General features: G+C 69.8%; 14 protein-coding genes and 1 pseudogene. 8 read left to right on the top strand and 7 right to left on the bottom strand.

Annotated elements, in window-relative coordinates; all coding sequences use genetic code 11:
- Nucleotides 1-62: 62 nt before the first annotated feature.
- A complete protein-coding gene (locus tag AB0H42_RS01275) occupies nt 63-1,283 on the top strand; it encodes a styrene monooxygenase/indole monooxygenase family protein (protein ID WP_357048628.1) in 1,221 nt (406 codons plus the stop codon).
- A gap of 51 nt (nt 1,284-1,334) precedes the next feature.
- Here the strand turns inward: AB0H42_RS01275 and AB0H42_RS01270 are convergent.
- Nucleotides 1,335-2,574: pseudogene (locus AB0H42_RS01270) on the bottom strand (cytochrome P450).
- A 191-nt stretch (nt 2,575-2,765) separates the two neighbouring features.
- Here AB0H42_RS01270 and AB0H42_RS01265 point away from each other — a divergent pair.
- Nucleotides 2,766-5,273 carry an AAA family ATPase gene (locus tag AB0H42_RS01265; protein ID WP_357047975.1) on the top strand — a complete coding sequence of 836 codons (2,508 nt, stop codon included), beginning with the start codon at nt 2,766-2,768 and terminating at the stop codon, nt 5,271-5,273.
- 93 nt (nt 5,274-5,366) lie between these two features.
- Here AB0H42_RS01265 and AB0H42_RS01260 read toward each other — a convergent pair whose 3' ends face one another.
- Nucleotides 5,367-6,281 carry a LysR family transcriptional regulator gene (locus AB0H42_RS01260; RefSeq protein WP_357047972.1) on the bottom strand — a complete coding sequence of 305 codons (915 nt, stop codon included), beginning with the start codon at nt 6,279-6,281 and terminating at the stop codon, nt 5,367-5,369.
- A 141-nt stretch (nt 6,282-6,422) separates the two neighbouring features.
- Here AB0H42_RS01260 and AB0H42_RS01255 point away from each other — a divergent pair, with 141 nt between their 5' ends.
- From AB0H42_RS01255 to AB0H42_RS01235, 5 genes are all read left to right on the top strand, one after another.
- Complete coding sequence (locus tag AB0H42_RS01255) at nt 6,423-7,823, top strand: MFS transporter (RefSeq protein ID WP_357047970.1); 1,401 nt, start codon at nt 6,423-6,425, stop codon at nt 7,821-7,823.
- Nucleotides 7,820-8,566, top strand: coding sequence for a 3-hydroxybutyrate dehydrogenase (locus AB0H42_RS01250; protein WP_357047967.1), 747 nt, complete (start codon nt 7,820-7,822; stop codon nt 8,564-8,566). Before AB0H42_RS01255 ends, AB0H42_RS01250 begins: the two co-directional genes overlap by 4 nt.
- 35 nt (nt 8,567-8,601) lie before the next feature.
- Nucleotides 8,602-10,563 carry an acetoacetate--CoA ligase gene (locus AB0H42_RS01245; RefSeq protein WP_357047965.1) on the top strand — a complete coding sequence of 654 codons (1,962 nt, stop codon included), beginning with the start codon at nt 8,602-8,604 and terminating at the stop codon, nt 10,561-10,563.
- 71 nt (nt 10,564-10,634) lie between these two features.
- Nucleotides 10,635-10,853 carry a DUF2945 domain-containing protein gene (locus AB0H42_RS01240; RefSeq protein WP_063045197.1) on the top strand — a complete coding sequence of 73 codons (219 nt, stop codon included), beginning with the start codon at nt 10,635-10,637 and terminating at the stop codon, nt 10,851-10,853.
- Nucleotides 10,854-10,871: 18 nt separating this feature from the next.
- The gene (locus tag AB0H42_RS01235; protein ID WP_357047962.1) at nt 10,872-11,213 is read left to right on the top strand and encodes a DUF3140 domain-containing protein; all 342 of its coding nucleotides are present in this window, start codon (nt 10,872-10,874) and stop codon (nt 11,211-11,213) included.
- Nucleotides 11,214-11,290: 77 nt separating this feature from the next.
- Here the strand turns inward: AB0H42_RS01235 and AB0H42_RS01230 are convergent, their stop codons facing one another.
- Complete coding sequence (locus AB0H42_RS01230) at nt 11,291-11,860, bottom strand: YceI family protein (RefSeq protein ID WP_357047960.1); 570 nt, start codon at nt 11,858-11,860, stop codon at nt 11,291-11,293.
- A gap of 85 nt (nt 11,861-11,945) precedes the next feature.
- On the opposite strand from AB0H42_RS01230, the gene AB0H42_RS01225 reads away from it, so the two are divergent.
- Nucleotides 11,946-12,416, top strand: coding sequence for a MarR family transcriptional regulator (locus AB0H42_RS01225; RefSeq protein WP_357047957.1), 471 nt, complete (start codon nt 11,946-11,948; stop codon nt 12,414-12,416).
- A 189-nt stretch (nt 12,417-12,605) separates the two neighbouring features.
- On the opposite strand, the gene AB0H42_RS01220 is transcribed toward AB0H42_RS01225, so the two are convergent.
- From AB0H42_RS01220 to AB0H42_RS01205, 4 genes are all read right to left on the bottom strand, one after another.
- Nucleotides 12,606-13,556 carry a helix-turn-helix domain-containing protein gene (locus AB0H42_RS01220; RefSeq protein ID WP_357047954.1) on the bottom strand — a complete coding sequence of 317 codons (951 nt, stop codon included), beginning with the start codon at nt 13,554-13,556 and terminating at the stop codon, nt 12,606-12,608.
- Nucleotides 13,557-13,779: 223 nt separating this feature from the next.
- On the bottom strand, nt 13,780-13,980 hold the full coding sequence (locus AB0H42_RS01215; protein WP_357047951.1) for a hypothetical protein: 201 nt from the start codon (nt 13,978-13,980) through the stop codon (nt 13,780-13,782).
- Between the two features lie 136 nt (nt 13,981-14,116).
- Entirely contained in the window at nt 14,117-14,539 is a 423-nt protein-coding gene (locus AB0H42_RS01210; protein ID WP_357048626.1) for an Hsp20 family protein, read from the bottom strand.
- A gap of 331 nt (nt 14,540-14,870) precedes the next feature.
- On the bottom strand, nt 14,871-15,593 hold the full coding sequence (locus AB0H42_RS01205) for a GNAT family N-acetyltransferase (protein WP_357047948.1): 723 nt from the start codon (nt 15,591-15,593) through the stop codon (nt 14,871-14,873).
- Nucleotides 15,594-15,613 lie beyond the last annotated feature (20 nt).

The following is a 15,613-nucleotide window of genomic DNA, read 5'->3' as shown; positions in this document are numbered from 1 at the left end:
ACCTATTCGCCGAGGATCATCTGGTCGGAACCGGCCGAATCGGTCAGAGGAAAGGGCGTGTGATGGGACATATCCGGATTCTGGGGGCGGGCGAATGCGGGCTCCCGTTGGCGCATCGGCTGCTACGCGCGGGTCGTCCGGTCACGCTGGTGGCGGCGCGCGAGGCCGCCGCCGTACTGAACGGGACAGTGACCAGCACCCAGGTCAAGTTCCCGGCGACACTGGACCTGGAAAGCGCGGCCGGCCTGGGACACTGGCGGTCCGTGGCGCCGGAGATACGCGGTATCCGGCTGGCCGCGGTGATGGACGGCCAGCGGATATTGGGCTGGACCGGCCGGTTCGCCCGGCCGGCGCAGAGCGTCGATCAGCGTACCGTGTTCGCGCGCTGGCTCACCGATTACATCGACGCCGGTGGGGATCTGGAGATCGGCGATCCGCCGGTGGCCGAAATCGACCACCGGGCCGGCGAGTACGACCTGACCGTGGTCACCCGCGCCTCCGGTGAGCTGGCCGCCTGCTTCCCTGTCGATCCCGGCTGGCCGGCGCCCGGCCGCCCCGCCCGGCAGCTGGCCGTGCTCTACCTCGAGGGTGCGACGCCGGACCCGGACGACCTCGGGATCTATGTATCGCTTCCCGGCCTGGGGGAAGTGATCTCCTACCCCGGGCTCACCGGAGCGCCGGGCGAGGAGCGGCGGTGCGAGATGCTGCTGATCGAGGCGATCCCCGGCGGCCTCTTCGATGTCTTCGATCCACACGACCCACCGTCCGAGCAGTTGCGCCGGGCCCGTCGTCTGCTGGAGACCCATCTGCCCGCCGATCTCGCGGATCGCTATCGCACGGCCGAATTGACCGATGCCCGTGCCGCGCTGACAGGTGCGGTGCAGCCGATGGTGCGTCGGCCGGTGGGGACACTTCCCTCGGGCCGGCCGGTGCTCGGGGGCGGTGACGTGGTGTGCCGGATGGACCCCGGCGGCGCCCAGGGCGCGAACAACGCCGCCCACTGCGCACAGGTTTACGCCGCCGCGATCCTGGCCCGTCCGGACGGGCCGTTCGACCGGTCCTGGATGGAGTCTGCCGCCACGCCCTGGCTCACCGGCACCGCGCACCATGCCGCGCGGTGGACGGCGGCGGTGCTCGACCCGCCGGCCGAGATGCAGCAGTTCATGCTGGCCGCACAGCACGACCCCGCGCTGGCGGACGCCTTCGCCGACACCTTCGCCCGGCCGGCCGATATGGTCCGCTTCACCGCCGCCCACAACGCGGACACCGCACCGCTCGGGTGATCGTGCCGGCGCCGGTGTCCCCGGCCGGGCCTGCCGGGGCCGGTGCGGGCCTCAGAAAGTGCTCTGCTGTGGGCACGGCGGGAACTCCACCGGTAGACCGGCCAGGGCCCGGTGGAACGGCCCGGGCCGCCGCGTCAGCGCGTCCGCGGGTACGGCCAGCCGCAGATCGGGAAGGGCGTCCAGCAACTGATCGATGGCGCCCTGAGCGATCAGGTAGGCCGCGGATCTGGCCGGACAGGAATGCGGGCCCGCGCCCCAGGCCAGATGGGACCGGTTGCCGGTATGGTCGCCGTTGCTGATCGCGGGGTCGTTGTTGCACCCGGCCAGGCTGATCACCACGGGTTCGTTCGCGGGCAGCCAGACGTCGTCGATCAGGATCGGCTGCCGCGGGTAGGTGACACTGAAATTCGCCATCGGCGGATCCATGAACAATACCTCGTCCAGCGCGTCCCGGGTGGCCAGCGCGCCACCGAGGAGACTGCCCGCGAACCGGTCGTCGGTGAGGATCAGCAGCAGGGTGTTGATGATGAGGTTCTGCAGCGGCTCGATCCCGGCCCCGTAGAGGACGACGATCTGATGGATGAGTTCCGCTTCGTCGAGATTCGCGGGGTGCGCGAGCACCCGCGAGGTGATGTCGTCACCGGGTTCGGCCCGCTTCAACTCGACCAGTTCGAGCACCGCGGCGCTGAGCATCTGGTTGCCGCGTTCGGCGTCCACACCGTCGAAGACCGTCTGTGTGGCCTCCGCGACCTTCCGGCCGATCTCGGGTGGGCAGCCCAGCATCGCGTTGATCGCCTCGAATGCCAGCGGGAACGCGTACTGGGTGACGAGATCGGCTGCCCCCCCTCTCGCAGAAGGCGTTGATCAACGGGACCGCGATCCGCCCGACGACGCCGTGCAGGGCGTGCAGATCGACGCCGTCGATACCGGCGGTGTTGACTCCGCGGTAGCGGGCGTGCTCGGCGCCCGCGCTGCGGATCGCGCTCGGCCGCCACTCCAGGACCGGCAGGACCGGGCAATCGGCGGGAATACCGCGCTGCCAGGCGCGCGGATCGGCGGGAAAGCGTTCGGGGTCGTTGAGAATACGCAGGGCGGCGCGATATCCGACCACCAGTGTGGCGGGCACGCCGGGCGCCAGTTCCACAGGAACCAGCGAGCCGTATCGGTCGCGCATCCGGCGGTAGGCGGCGTGTGGATCGGCCGCGAACTCGGCGGAGTACAGCGGGACGCGGGGCTCGTCGCGACCGGTGGGCGAAGCGTGCTGGCCGGTGCGGGCCGAGGGTATAAGCAAGTGGATGACTCCAGCGGCTGGATGGTGCTCATCGGTGCAGGGCTGTGCCCGCGGCCGCAGGGCTGTCGCACGGTCGTGGGCGGTCACAGGATGGCCCGGTAGGTAGATCGACGACATCGGTAGGGCCGCCGGAGATTCGGCCCCGCGGCAGCCGGAACGGCCGGCGCCCATGGCGAGTAGGCTCGGTCGCCATGGGGCACAGGGGCGGGGCGGATACCGGTGATGCCGTGGCGCCCACGAGTCGTTTCGTCGGCCGCGAACGGGAACTGGACCTGATCACCGGGCTGCTGCTCGAGCGTGCGCGGCTGGCGACCTTGACCGGGACCGGTGGTATCGGAAAGACCCGGCTCGCCGCGGAAACCGTCCGCCGCTACCGGCGCGCGACCGGAACGCCCACCTACTGGGTACGTCTCGCGCGTCTGGGCGCGCAGGCCGGCACCGTGGCGGTCGAGCAGGAGATCGCGCGCGCGGTGCTCCCGGCCGATTTCTCCGGGCGGACCGAGCGGGCGGCGATCGTCTCGGCACTGACCCGGGTGGACGCGGTCGGGCGGCGGTTGCCGGTCGTGCTCGTACTGGACAACTGCGAGCATGTGCTGGAAACCGTCCGGTCGCTGGCCAGGGAGCTGCTCGGCGCGGTCGAGGGACTCACCGTCGTGGCGACCAGCCGGCAACCGCTGCGTACGGCGGGCGAGCGGACGATCGGAGTTCCCGCCCTGACCAGGGCGCAGGCGGTCGCGTTGTTCCGGGGTCGCGCACTACTGGCCGGACGTGGTATCGACAGCGACGACGCCACCGCCTCGATCGTGAGCGCGATCTGCCGGCGGGTCCACGACAATCCGCTCTATATCGGGCTGGCGGCGGCCCGGTTGCGCTACCAGCCGTTACGCGTCGTCCTCCGCGAACTGACCGGCGCGCAGGACGATCGGCGGATGCGCTGGGCGCACGGGCCGCGGGCGGGAGTCGAGCGCCGGCATCGCGGTGTCGTCGATGTCATCGGCTGGTCCTATGAGCTGTGTGGTCCCGACGAACAGCTCCTGTTCGAACGCCTGTCGGTGTTCGCCACGGGATACGACAGCGGCGGGACCGACTCGACCGAGTCCGTGGGCGCCGAACTGGAGGCGATCCGGATGGTGTGCGCGGACCCGGAAGTGGACTCCGGGCCGGGGCTGAGCCCGGATCGTGTGGCCGCGCTGCTGGCACAGCTGGTGGACCCGTCGCTGGTCACCGCGCACGAGTCGGCCACCGCGACCGGGTATTCGATGCTCGAGACCATTCGCCTGTTCGCCGCGCGACGACTGGCCGAGCGGGCCGCGGCCGAGCCCGCCCGCTTGGCCGCGGCCCATCGGCGCTACTACCGGGACAAGGTCGTCCTGGCCCGTGCCACCTGGTACAGCCCCGAGGAACAGCGATTGCTGGGCTGGGCACGTGCCGCCTGGGACAACCTGCTCGTCGCGATCGAGGGCAGCGTGACCACGCCGGGCGAAGCGGAGGTGGGCCTGGAGATCGCGACCGGGTTGATCGCGATCCGGGCACCGTTCTTCATGGGCACCCTGCGCGAGATGCGCCGGTGGGCCGAACAGGCTGTCCTCGCCGACCGGCGAGCGCGGCCGCGGCCGACCCCGGCCCGGATCGGTGCGCTGGCGATGACCGGGTGGCTGGCACTGTGCCAGGGCAGCCACGACGACGCCGAGCGCATCCTGGCCGAAGCCCGGCGAGTGTGTGGCGCCGATCCCGCGGCGGGCCCGGTACCGGCCGCGGGGCTGCCCGCACCGGTGGCGCTGGCCGAGGGTGCCCGGCCCATGCTCGTCGACCGGGATCCGGGCGCGGTGGCCGTTTTCGATGCCGCCCGCACCGCATTTCGCACGGCGGGCGATATCGGCGGCGAAGCGGTCGCGGAGATGTTCCAGGCGCTCGCGGCGGGCTTCTTCGGTCCGGGTCCCGTCGCGGCGAAGCTCACCCGCCGGCACCTGGCCGCGGCCCGTGAATCCGGCGCGAACTGGGCCCTGTCCTGGGCCGAATTGGCCTCGGCCGTCGCCCTCGTCCGGTTCGGCGACCCCCGGCAGGCACTGCTGACCACCCGCAGCGCGCTACGGCGGCAACTGGACCATCACGATCAGTGGGGCGCGCTGTGGGCGGTGCATATCGCCGCATGGGCTATTGCCGCGCAGGCCCGGGATCTACCGGCGGACAGCGAGGCGGCCGTGGGCCCGGCCACGGAAACGGCTCGGCTGGCGGGCGGGGCCCGGACGTTGCGCGCGGGCGTGGGCGTGGACCTCGAGGGTCTCGGACCGTTCGCCGATCAAACCTGTGCCGCGATCGAGACCGCGCGCCACATCCTGGGCGACCGCGCCTACGAAGCGGCCGAACGAGAAGGCGAGCTCCTCCGCCCGGAGCTGGGCGAAGTACAGCGTCTGGCCCTCGGCGCACCGCCACCGCGCGCCGAGGCACCGGTCGCCGCAGTACCCACGGAATGGGAGCGGCTGACCGCCGCGGAACGCGCTGTCGCGGTCCTTGCCGCGGCCGGTCTTCCCAACACCGCCATTGCCGCCCGGCGCGGCAGTTCGGCCAGAACCGTTGCCGCACAGATATCGTCTATCCTGCAGAAACTGATGATCGGTTCCCGCCGGGAGATCACCCGATTCGTTCCCGATTCCGCGCGCGAGCCGGTACGTACCGCAACGGCCGGCGAGCCCGGCTGATCACGGACCGGCCACGCCGTCCGGCGCACTCGGGCGACACCCCGCATCGACCGAGTGGGCTCTCCGGCACGCGCGCCCCCGCCGGGGCCCGATTCACCCGGCGCCGAGAAGCGCGTCGCGCTGGTCGTCGATCACGGACCGGATCGCGGCGACCACCGCGGCGACTTCCGGACGACGCAGGGTCTCGGTGCGGGCCACCAGCCAGTAACCGAGGGTCACCGCCACCGAATCGGCCAGGACCCGCACGAGATCCGGGTGGCGATCGGCCATGAAACAGGGCAGCAGGCCCAGCCCGGCGGACGCGCGGGTCGCCTCCACGTGCACGAAGACATTCGTGGAGGTCACCGATTCCCGCATGGTGGGGACATGACCGGAGGCCAGGTCGAGATCGTCGACCTGGAGCATGGAATCGATGAAGTACACCAGCGGATACCGGGCGAGATCATCGATCGTCGCCGGGGCTCCGTGTTCCCGCAGGTACGCGCGCGAACCGTAGAGACCCAGGCGGTAGTCGGCCAGATGCGTCGCCGTGGCCCGGCGCACCCGCGGTTCGCCGACGACGACCTCCAGGTCGAGCCCGGAGCGCTGTTGCGACGCCCGCCTGGTGGTCGCCACGAGCTCGACCGCGATCTCCGGGTACCGCCGGCGCACCGCCGCCGCGGCGGGGGCGGCGATATAGGCGCTGAAGCCGTCGGTCGCCGAGAGTCGGACCACGCCTGCCAGCACCCGGTTCCCGCCCGCGTCCGCCGCGAGTGATTTCACCGCCGACTCCACCGCCTCGGCCGCGGCCAGGGCTTCTCTGCCGAGGTCGGTCAGTTCCCAGCCGCCGGTCACTCGCGTGAGCACCCGCCCGCCGAGGGTCTGCTCCAGTGCGGCGATCCGGCGGGAGATGGTGGTGTGGTTGAGGCCGAGTTGCTCGGCCGCGGTGACGAATCGTCCCGAGCGACCGACGGCCAGCAGGACGAGAAGGTCGTCCGCGCTGGGGCGACCCGGAAAGGCCGTACTCATATCTGCATTTTCGCACATCCGTACTGCAGTAATAGTCATTGCGAGCCCCTCGGTCTGCACCAATACTCGATGCAGCCAAGCAATGTGGGGCCCGTCACATCACGAGAGGTGATGTGGCCCCGGGCACGAAGGAGAAGTGCGATGCGGGAGCACAGCGCCGGACCGGATCCGGCGGTATCGAAGGACGCCGGATCCGGTGGAACGGCCGCCGGCCTGCGGCGCGTGGTGGCCGCATCGATGGCGGGCACCGTCGTGGAGTGGTACGAATTCTTTCTCTACGGCACCGCCGCGACGCTGGTGTTCAGCAAGGTGTTCTTCGCGGAGGGCACCAGCGACCTGGATGCGATCCTCGCCGCGTTCGTCACCTACGCGGTCGGTTTCGTGGCCCGCCCGCTGGGCGGCGTGGTCTTCGGACACTACGGCGACAAATACGGCCGCAAGAAACTGCTGCAGTTCAGCCTCATCCTGGTCGGCGCCGCCACCTTCCTGATGGGCTGCCTGCCGACCTTCGGCCAGATCGGTTACTGGGCACCGGCCCTATTGGTGGCGCTGCGCTTCATCCAGGGTTTCGCGGTCGGCGGCGAATGGGGTGGCGCGGTACTACTGGTCGCCGAGCACAGTCCGAGTCGCCGCCGCGGTTTCTGGGCGAGCTGGCCGCAGGCCGGCGTGCCCGCGGGCAATCTGCTGGCCACGGTCGTCCTGCTGGTGCTGACCACAACACTGTCCGACGAGGCGTTCCTCGGCTGGGGCTGGCGGGTCGCGTTCTGGCTGTCGGCGGTGGTGGTGCTGGTGGGGTACTACATCCGCACGAAGATCACCGACGCGCCCATCTTCGTCGCCGCACAGCAGGAGGCCGAGGAGATCAAGGCCACTTCGCTGAGCGTCGTCGAGGTGCTGCGCCGCTACCCCCGCGGTGTGCTCACCGCGATGGGCCTGCGGTTCGGCGAGAACATCATGTACTACCTGGTCGTCACCTTCACCATCACCTATCTGAAGGTCGAGGTGCACGCCGACACCGCGGTGATCCTGTGGTGGCTGCTCGCCGCGCACGCCGTGCACTTCGTGGTCGTTCCACTGGTCGGTAGCCTGTCCGACCGAATCGGCCGCCGGCCCGTCTATATGATCGGCGCGCTGACGGCGGGCACCTGGGGCTTCTTCGCCTTCCCGATGATGGACAGCGGTAACAACCTGATCATCGTGTCCGCCATCATCATCGGACTGGTCTTCCATGCCTTCATGTACGCCGGGCAGCCCGCGATCATGGCCGAGATGTTCCCGACCCGTATGCGCTATTCCGGTGTGTCTTTGGGTTATCAGGTGACCTCGATCGTGGCCGGATCCCTCGCGCCGATCATCGCGGTCCAGCTGCTCGATACCTACGGGTCCGCGGTGCCGATCGCCTGGTATCTGGCGGGTGCGGCGGCGGTCAGCGCGATCGCCGTCCTGGCCGCACGCGAGACCAAGGGGCTCGACCTGGAGAGCATCGATCGCGCCGACGCCGAGAGCCTGACGCCGCGCGCCGCCGAGGTGTCCGCGCGATGACCGATCTGGCGGGACGCAGCGCCCTGGTCACCGGTGGCGCGAGCGGTATCGGCGCGGCATGCGCCCGGGCGCTGGCGGCGCGCGGCGCCACAGTGACGGTGGCCGATATCGACGCCGCCGGCGCCGCGGCGGTCGCCGGGGAACTCGGCGGCGAGTCGTGGGCGGTCGATCTGCTCGACGTCGCGGCGCTGGAGGACTTGGAACTCCGCACCGACATCCTGGTGAACAACGCCGGGGTGCAGCACATCTCCCCCATCGAGGAGTTCGCGCCGCAGCGGTTCCGCGACCTGCTCACGCTGATGGTCGAGGCACCTTTCCTGCTGGTACGCGCGGCTCTGCCACATATGTACCGGCAGGGCTGGGGGCGGATCGTCAATATCTCGTCGGTGCACGGTCTGCGCGCCTCCCCTTACAAGGTCGCCTATGTGACGGCCAAACACGGGCTGGAGGGTTTGTCGAAAGTGAGCGCGCTGGAGGGTGGTCCGCACGGCGTGACGAGCAACTGCGTCAATCCCGGCTATGTGCGCACTCCCCTGGTCGACGAACAGATCGCGGATCAGGCCGCGGCGCACGGCATCCCCGAACAAGAAGTGCTGGAGAAGGTTCTGCTCACCGAGAGCGCGATCAAACGCCTCGTCGAGCCGGACGAGGTCGCCGCACTGGTGAGCTGGCTCGCCGCCCCGGAAGCCGGGATGGTCACCGGTGCGGCGTACACGATGGACGGCGGCTGGAGCGCGCGATGAGGGCGTGCTCCGGCCGGCCCGGTAGGAGAAATAGAATGCAACCACTGTGGGTGCCGACCGAACAGGACGTCACCGAGGCCGCTCTCACCGACTTCGCGCGATTCGTCGCGGAACGCACGGGTGCGAATACCGCCGACTATCTCGCACTGTGGCGCTGGTCGGTCGAGGACCTCGAAGGGTTCTGGCACGCGCTCTGGGACTATTTCGTGCTCGGGGACATCGCGGGCGAGGTGCTGGCGGATGCGCGGATGCCCGGCGCGCGGTGGTTCCCCGGGACCCGGCTCAACTATGTCGACCAGGTGATCCGCCGGGCGCGCGCCGACCGGCCCGCGATCAGAGCGGTCGGCGAGGACGCCCCGGTCCGCGATATCTCCTGGGCCGAATTGCTCGACCACACCGCCGCGTTCGCCCGGACGTTGCGCACCCTGGGCGTCCGGGCCGGTGACCGGGTGGCCGGGTATCTGCCGAATATCCCGGAGACGATCGTCGCGTTCCTGGCCACCGCGAGTATCGGTGCGGTGTGGAGCGCTTGCGGACAGGACTACTCGCCGAAAGCCGCGCTGGACCGGCTCGGACAACTCGAACCCACCGTCCTGGTCACCGCCGACGGTTACCGATTCGGCGGCCGGGCCCACGACAAACGCGCCGATATCGCCGCGTTGCGCGCGGGCCTGGACTCGGTACGCGGCACGGTCGTGATCGGGCGTCTCGGGCTCGCGGTGCCGGATTCGATCTCCTGGGACGACGCGATCGGCGGCGGCGCCGAGACACTGCCGCGGGAACTCGCCACGGAACCCGTGGATTTCGACCATCCGTTGTGGATCGTGTTCTCTTCCGGCACGACCGGCCCGCCCAAGGGCATCGTGCACGGACACGGGGGCGTAGTGCTGGAACACCTCAAAGCCGTGGCACTGCAATCCGATATCGGCCCCGACGATACATTCTTCTGGTACACCAGCCCGAGCTGGATGATGTGGAATTTCCAGGTCGCGGGCCTGCTGACCGGGGCGACCATCGTCACGTACGAGGGCAGCCCCAACGCGCCGGCCCCGGACGCGCTGTGGCGGATCGCCGCCGACGTCGGCGCCACCGTCCTGGGTATCAGCCCGGGATATGCGCTGGCCTGTATCAAGGCGGGCTCGGTTCCGCGCGTCGAGCACGATCTGTCGGCACTGCGCACCGTCGGCGTGACCGGCTCCGCGCTACCGGCCTCCTCGGCCCGGTGGCTGAGCGAGAACGCCGGCGAACACGTCCACGTCTCCTCGATCAGTGGCGGCACCGACGTCGTCTCGGCGTTCCTCGGCGGCGCGCGCACCGTACCGGTGTGGCCGGGCGAACTGTCGGCGCCCTTCCTCGGTGTCGCGCTGGACGCCTACGACCCGGCCGGGCAGCCGGTGCGCGGTGAGGTGGGTGAACTCGTGATCACCGCGCCGATGCCGTCGATGCCGGTCCGCTTCTGGGGCGACGAGGACGGTACGCGGTATCGCGACGCGTACTTCGACACCTTCCCCGGCGTCTGGCGGCACGGCGACTGGATCACCGTCACCGAGCGCCACAGCGTCATCGTGCACGGCCGCTCAGATTCCACCCTCAACCGGCACGGTATCCGGATGGGCAGCGCCGATATCTACCAGGCAGTCGAACGGTTACCGGATATCGCCGAGGCGCTGGTGATCGGTGTCGAACAACCCGACGGCGGCTACTGGATGCCGCTGTTCGTGGTTCCGGCACCCGGCGCCGAACTCACCGACGAGCTCCAGGCGCTCATCGCCACCACCATCCGCACCGAGGTCTCACCCCGGCACGTGCCGGACGAGATCATTCCAGCCCCCGGCATCCCGCGCACCCGCACCGGCAAGAAACTGGAGGTACCGATCAAGAAACTGTTCCAGGGCGCCGACCCGGACCGCATCGTGGACCGCAACGCGGTGGACCGGCCGGAGCTACTCGACTGGTACCGCACGATCCGACCGGGCGGTGGTCACGACCCGAGGTGATCTGCCGGTTTCCCGCCTCGTCCCACGGGTAAGGCGGTCGCACGGGGGCCTGAACAGGGCAGGAGGCAGCCTTGAGCAAGAAATCCTTCCGCACAGGCGACAAAGTCGAATGGAACAGCCACGGCAGCACCGCCGAAGGCGAGGTGGAAGAGGTCATCACCTCCGACACCGAGGCGGCCGGCCGCACGGTCCGCGCATCCGACGAGGACCCGCAATACCGGGTGCGCAGCGCGAAGAGCGGCCGCGACGCCGTGCACAAACCCGACGCCCTTCGCCCCCGGGGCGACTGATACCCGGAGGTGACGGCCGTGTCGGAGGAGAACGAGAAAACTCGCGCGCAGTTCGGCGACACCGTCAATATGACGGCCGCGGAGCTCCGGCGGTGGCTCGATACCGACGAGTCGAAATCGGTCGGGCAGAAACCGTCCGGCGGCGGCGAATCCACCGGACATTCCAGTGGGCGCCGCATCGTCGAACTGCTCGAGAAGAAGACGAAGGATCTCACCGACGACGACTATGCCCATATGCGCAAGGTCGTCGGATATGCGCACCGTCACCTCGAACAACGCCCCGCCGGCGACACCGGGCACAGCAGGTGGCGGTATTCACTGATGAATTGGGGCCACGATCCGGAGAAGGCCGCCGGGTAGGGACCGCGGAGCCGTCGCGGTGGAGGCGTGAACACGCCCCACCGCGCTCCGCTCGTGCCCCACAGGCCCGGCGGTGGTCAGTTCGCCGCGGCGTCCTGCTTGATCGCCGAAACCTCGAATTCCAGAACGACCTTGTCGGCGACCAGCACACCGCCGGTTTCCAGCGCCGCGTTCCAGGTGATGCCGAAATCCTTGCGGTTGATGGTGGCCGAACCTTCGAAACCGACCCGCACATTGCCGAACGGGTCGGTGGCCTGGCCTTCGAACGTGAAGGGGACGGTCACGGACCGGGTGATGCCCTTGATCGTGAGATCGCCGGTGACGTCGAACGCATCCGGACCCGTCGGCGTGATCGCCGTGGAGCGGAAGGTGATCTCGGGGTATTCGTCCAGGCCCAGGAAGTCGAGTCCGCGCAGATGCTTGTCGCGGTCGGCATTGCGGGTGTCGATGCTGGCCACCTGGATCGTCACCTCCCCCGAGGAGTTGGCCGGGTTGTCGCCGTCGAAGTACGCGCGGCCGGTGAATTCGTTGAACGCACCACGCACCTTGGTCACCATCGCGTGCCTGGTGACGAAACCGACCCGGGTGTGGGTCGGGTCCAGTACGTAGGTTCCGCTCAGCTCGTTCACGTTCGTCGCGGTCGTCATGTGCGCCTCCGAGTCCTTGTTGATGTGTCATATAAAGCCTGCTCCGTGATTGGTGATATGTCAACTACTGGGTTACGCTGGACATATGACCGAGACGCGATGGCTCGACGAGCGCGAGCGCCGGGCCTGGCGGGGCTATCTGACGATGCACGCCCGGTTGGTCGCCCACCTGCACCGGCAGCTACAGCAGGACTCGGGCCTGTCACTGGCCGATTTCGACGTCCTCGTCCAGCTCACCGACCGGCCCGAGCCGCGGATGCGGGTGGGCGAACTGGGGCAGGCCCTGCAATGGGAGAAGAGCCGGCTGTCCCACCACCTGGGCCGGATGCAGCGACGCGGCCTGGTGCTGCGCGAAGACTGTCCGGACGACGCCCGCGGCGCCTACATCGTGCTCACCGAGCAGGGCCGCGCCGCGATCGAACAGGCCGCGCCGAGGCATGTCGACACCGTGCGCGAGCTGGTTTTCGACGCACTCACCGACGACCAGGTGGACGCCCTGGCCTCGATCGCCGGCCGCATCCTCGACAAACTCGACAACACGGACCGCAGCAGTTGACCCCTCCGGCAAGGCGCGCGCTCCCCTCTCGGTAGGCAGGGCGCTCAACACATCGCCTCACGTCGTCCGCCGGGTACGACAGCCGGTCCACTCCGGCCCCGGATCGTGCGCATACCCTCGATTCACCGCGCGGCCGAGCAGCTCACCGCGCGGCCGAGCAGCCCTTGCCGTTCGGGACCCGGGGCCCGCTCACCTGGTGTGGCGCAAGACCTCGGAGGGGGTACGTCCGTAACAGCGGTTGTAGGCGGCGGCGAAGCGCCCCGGATGGGCGAAGCCCCACGTACGAGCGATGGAGGCGACGGTCTGTCCGTCCCTGGGAACCGCCGCGAGGAGTTGTTCGTGCGCACCCGCCAGCCGTAACCGCTGCAGGTAGCGCAGCGGGGTGGTGCCGAGGTGGCGGCGGAAGGCCAGTTGCAGGGCCCGCGGGGTGACGAAGGCCGCGGCCGCGACCGCGGCGACGGTGATTTCCTCGTGCACATGCGATTCCAGGTAGGCGATAGCGCGGCGCACCACGCCGGGGTGGGCGTCGCGGCGGTCGGCGGCGCCCGGTGCGGTGACCGCGGTGGTGGGCACGGTCGCCAGTACGGTCGCGGCCAGATAGTCGGTGGCGGTGGCGACCAGCAGCGGATTGTCCGCGGTGGCGGGGTCGGCGGCGAGATGCTTCAAATGTGTGACCGCCTCGGTGAGCCGACGGGCGGCGGCCGGGGTACGCGGCCCGGGCGCGGTGATCCGCACCGGTGCCCCACCCGCGCCGGTGGCCAAGCGGTCCAGCAATGCCGAATCGAACAGCGTGAGGTCGTAGCGGCCGGCGCGGATCATTCCCGAGGACGGGAGTTCGTTCGCACCGAGCAGCCCCACCCGGCCGGGCGTGAGGTCTTCGGTTCCGTCGCCGGGACCGCTGTGCTCGATCACCCCGGCGTGCACGCTCGCCACACACAGCGTGCCCGTCCGCTCGACGCCGTAGGAGAGGTCGAACCCGAGAGCGATCCGGTCCAGGGTGACGGGGCCGAGCACATCGCGGCGCAGCCCCACCGAGGTGTGCCGGGGACCGGTATGGCCGATCAGCACCCCGGGGTACGCGGTACGGAGAAATGCCTCGATCTCACCGAGGTTTTCGCTGTGGAACACCGGATAGCGCACCGCCTCGAACTTCTTGGGACCCTCGGCCGGTTCGGCGGCCGGAACACTCCGCTCTCGGAGAGGGACTCGGGTAACGGACTCTCGTGGTAATCAGGTATGCGGAATCGATTCGGCATCGGTTGCCCGGTGGCCGGGCGCCCCCGCGGCTGCCGGGCACCGGACGACCCGGGGCGCCGGCATGCGGATATCGCCACGGCTCGACCCCCTTCAGGACAACAGCGGCTCAGGCGGCCCTGCGGGGACAGGGCATCGAGACGCCGTCCATGATCTCGGTCCACCAGCTCTGCAGCGGGCTGGGGTCGGGCCATTGCACGTCTATGGCGCCCTGGCCGACCCGAGCCGGCGACGAGTCGCCGGTGGCGACGGGCCCGGTGGTCACGGCAGCGGCAGCAGTAGTGGTCGTCACAGCATTCCTGGCTGACATGCGGGTGACTCCTGGCTAGCGGGGCCGGGCCCGGCGAATGTGCCGGGCCCGGCCGCGGGAGGGAGTAGGACAGTTCGGATGCGCGGCGGCGGCCGGACCTCTCGTACTCCTCGGCACGGATGCTCCGGCCGAACCGTCAGGCGGTGATCGCCTGAGGCTCGCTGTCGTGGCGTGCGACCTCGATCTTGCGCGGTTTGGCCTTCTCCGAAACCGGAATCACCAACCGCAGGACGCCGTCGCGGTAGTCGGCCCGGATCGCCTCGGTATCGAGGTTCTCGCCGAGGAACAGCTGCCGGCTGAACACCCCGCGGGTGCGTTCGGCCGCGATCATGGACCGGTTCGAGTTCAGCTCCGGCCGCGACGCACGCACCGTCACCACGTTGCGTTCGACATCCAGGTCCAGTGAATCCGGGTCGATCCCGGGCAGGTCCAGTTCCACGAAGAATTCGTCGCCTTCCCGCCAGGCGTCCATCGGCATCACCGCCGGACGTGCGGGCGTACCGAATACCTGCTGGGTCAGGCGGTCCAGGTCGCGGAAGGGATCGGTGCGCATCAGCATGGTCGCCACTTCCAGTTCACTCCATTCACTGTCGAAGGGAACTAAGATTATCTCTGTCATCTGACAGAGATAATTTTTAGCACTCTCCGCAGGACAGTGCAAGTGGTGTCGGTAGGAAATATCACGCAACCAACAGTCGACGCAGCCCGGCAGAACGGCTGCCGCTCCGATACGGAGGGGCGCGCGACTGGAGGGCCGGCGGCCTCGACCACCGGCGGCTTTACGAACGGGGTCGACGAGACCGGGTAGCTCCCGCCCGGCCGCGTAGCGCCGGCCACGCGACCCACCCGGGCAGCCCGGGGGCGCAACGCGCGCGCGGAGGCTGCGGAGGCTACGGGATGCGATACCCGCGGAAGGTCACGGATACGCGGGTCCGGAATCCGAGCCGCTCATAGAGGGCGATCGCGCCCGCGTTCCCTTCCGCGACATGCAGAAAAGGACGTTCGCCGCGAGCCTCGATCCGGGCGATGAGCGCACGGACCAGGCGGGCAGCATGGCCCTGCCCCCGCGCCTCGGAAGCGGTACAGACGGCGCTGATCTCGGTCCATCCCGGTGGCCGGAGTCGTTCACCCGCCATGGCCACCAGCCGGCCGCTGTCGCGGATACCGAGGTAGGTGCCGAGTTCCCGGGTGCGCGGCCGGAACGGGCCGGGCCGGGTGCGCGCGACGAGGTCGAGCATGTCGGGCACGTCGTCCACACCCAGTTCGACCATCCCGCGATCGGGCCCGGGCGCGGGCAGGCCGCCGCCGGAGAAGATCATCTGCCGGCCCGCGAGTGTGAAGACCTCTTCCCAGGCCGGGGGCGGGGGCGCCGCACAGCTGAACATATCGGCGAGTTCGCCCGGCCCGAGCAGCCGCGCGAGAGCGGCCCAATCCCGCGGATCCGGATCCGTACCGACCGCCGCGAAGGTCGCGACTTCGGGCAGGTACGTGCGGACCCGGCCGATCCGGCGGGCCAGAGGCGCATGGCGTCCGCGCAGCGATTCGCCCACCGGGTCGTCCAGTACCGCGGTGTCCGGGGCCACCGCGGTACCGCAGATCTCGTCGTTCGCCACCCGCCGAGTATGCCGGGCGG

Source organism: Nocardia sp. NPDC050799 (assembly GCF_040654015.1).
Classification (GTDB): Bacteria; Actinomycetota; Actinomycetes; order Mycobacteriales; family Mycobacteriaceae; genus Nocardia.
This window is presented reverse-complemented; position numbering and strand designations above follow the sequence as displayed.

Bases quoted from the DNA above. Each gene is read 5' to 3' on its own strand.
- AB0H42_RS01275 (WP_357048628.1), top strand. From the start codon at position 63: ATGGGACATATCCGGATTCTGGGGGCGGGCGAATGCGGGCTCCCGTTG.
- AB0H42_RS01265 (WP_357047975.1), top strand. From the start codon at position 2,766: ATGGGGCACAGGGGCGGGGCGGATACCGGTGATGCCGTGGCGCCCACG.
- AB0H42_RS01260 (WP_357047972.1), bottom strand. From the start codon at position 6,281: ATGAGTACGGCCTTTCCGGGTCGCCCCAGCGCGGACGACCTTCTCGTC.
- AB0H42_RS01255 (WP_357047970.1), top strand. From the start codon at position 6,423: ATGCGGGAGCACAGCGCCGGACCGGATCCGGCGGTATCGAAGGACGCC.
- AB0H42_RS01250 (WP_357047967.1), top strand. From the start codon at position 7,820: ATGACCGATCTGGCGGGACGCAGCGCCCTGGTCACCGGTGGCGCGAGC.
- AB0H42_RS01245 (WP_357047965.1), top strand. From the start codon at position 8,602: ATGCAACCACTGTGGGTGCCGACCGAACAGGACGTCACCGAGGCCGCT.
- AB0H42_RS01230 (WP_357047960.1), bottom strand. From the start codon at position 11,860: ATGACGACCGCGACGAACGTGAACGAGCTGAGCGGAACCTACGTACTG.
- AB0H42_RS01225 (WP_357047957.1), top strand. From the start codon at position 11,946: ATGACCGAGACGCGATGGCTCGACGAGCGCGAGCGCCGGGCCTGGCGG.
- AB0H42_RS01215 (WP_357047951.1), bottom strand. From the start codon at position 13,980: ATGTCAGCCAGGAATGCTGTGACGACCACTACTGCTGCCGCTGCCGTG.
- AB0H42_RS01210 (WP_357048626.1), bottom strand. From the start codon at position 14,539: ATGCTGATGCGCACCGATCCCTTCCGCGACCTGGACCGCCTGACCCAG.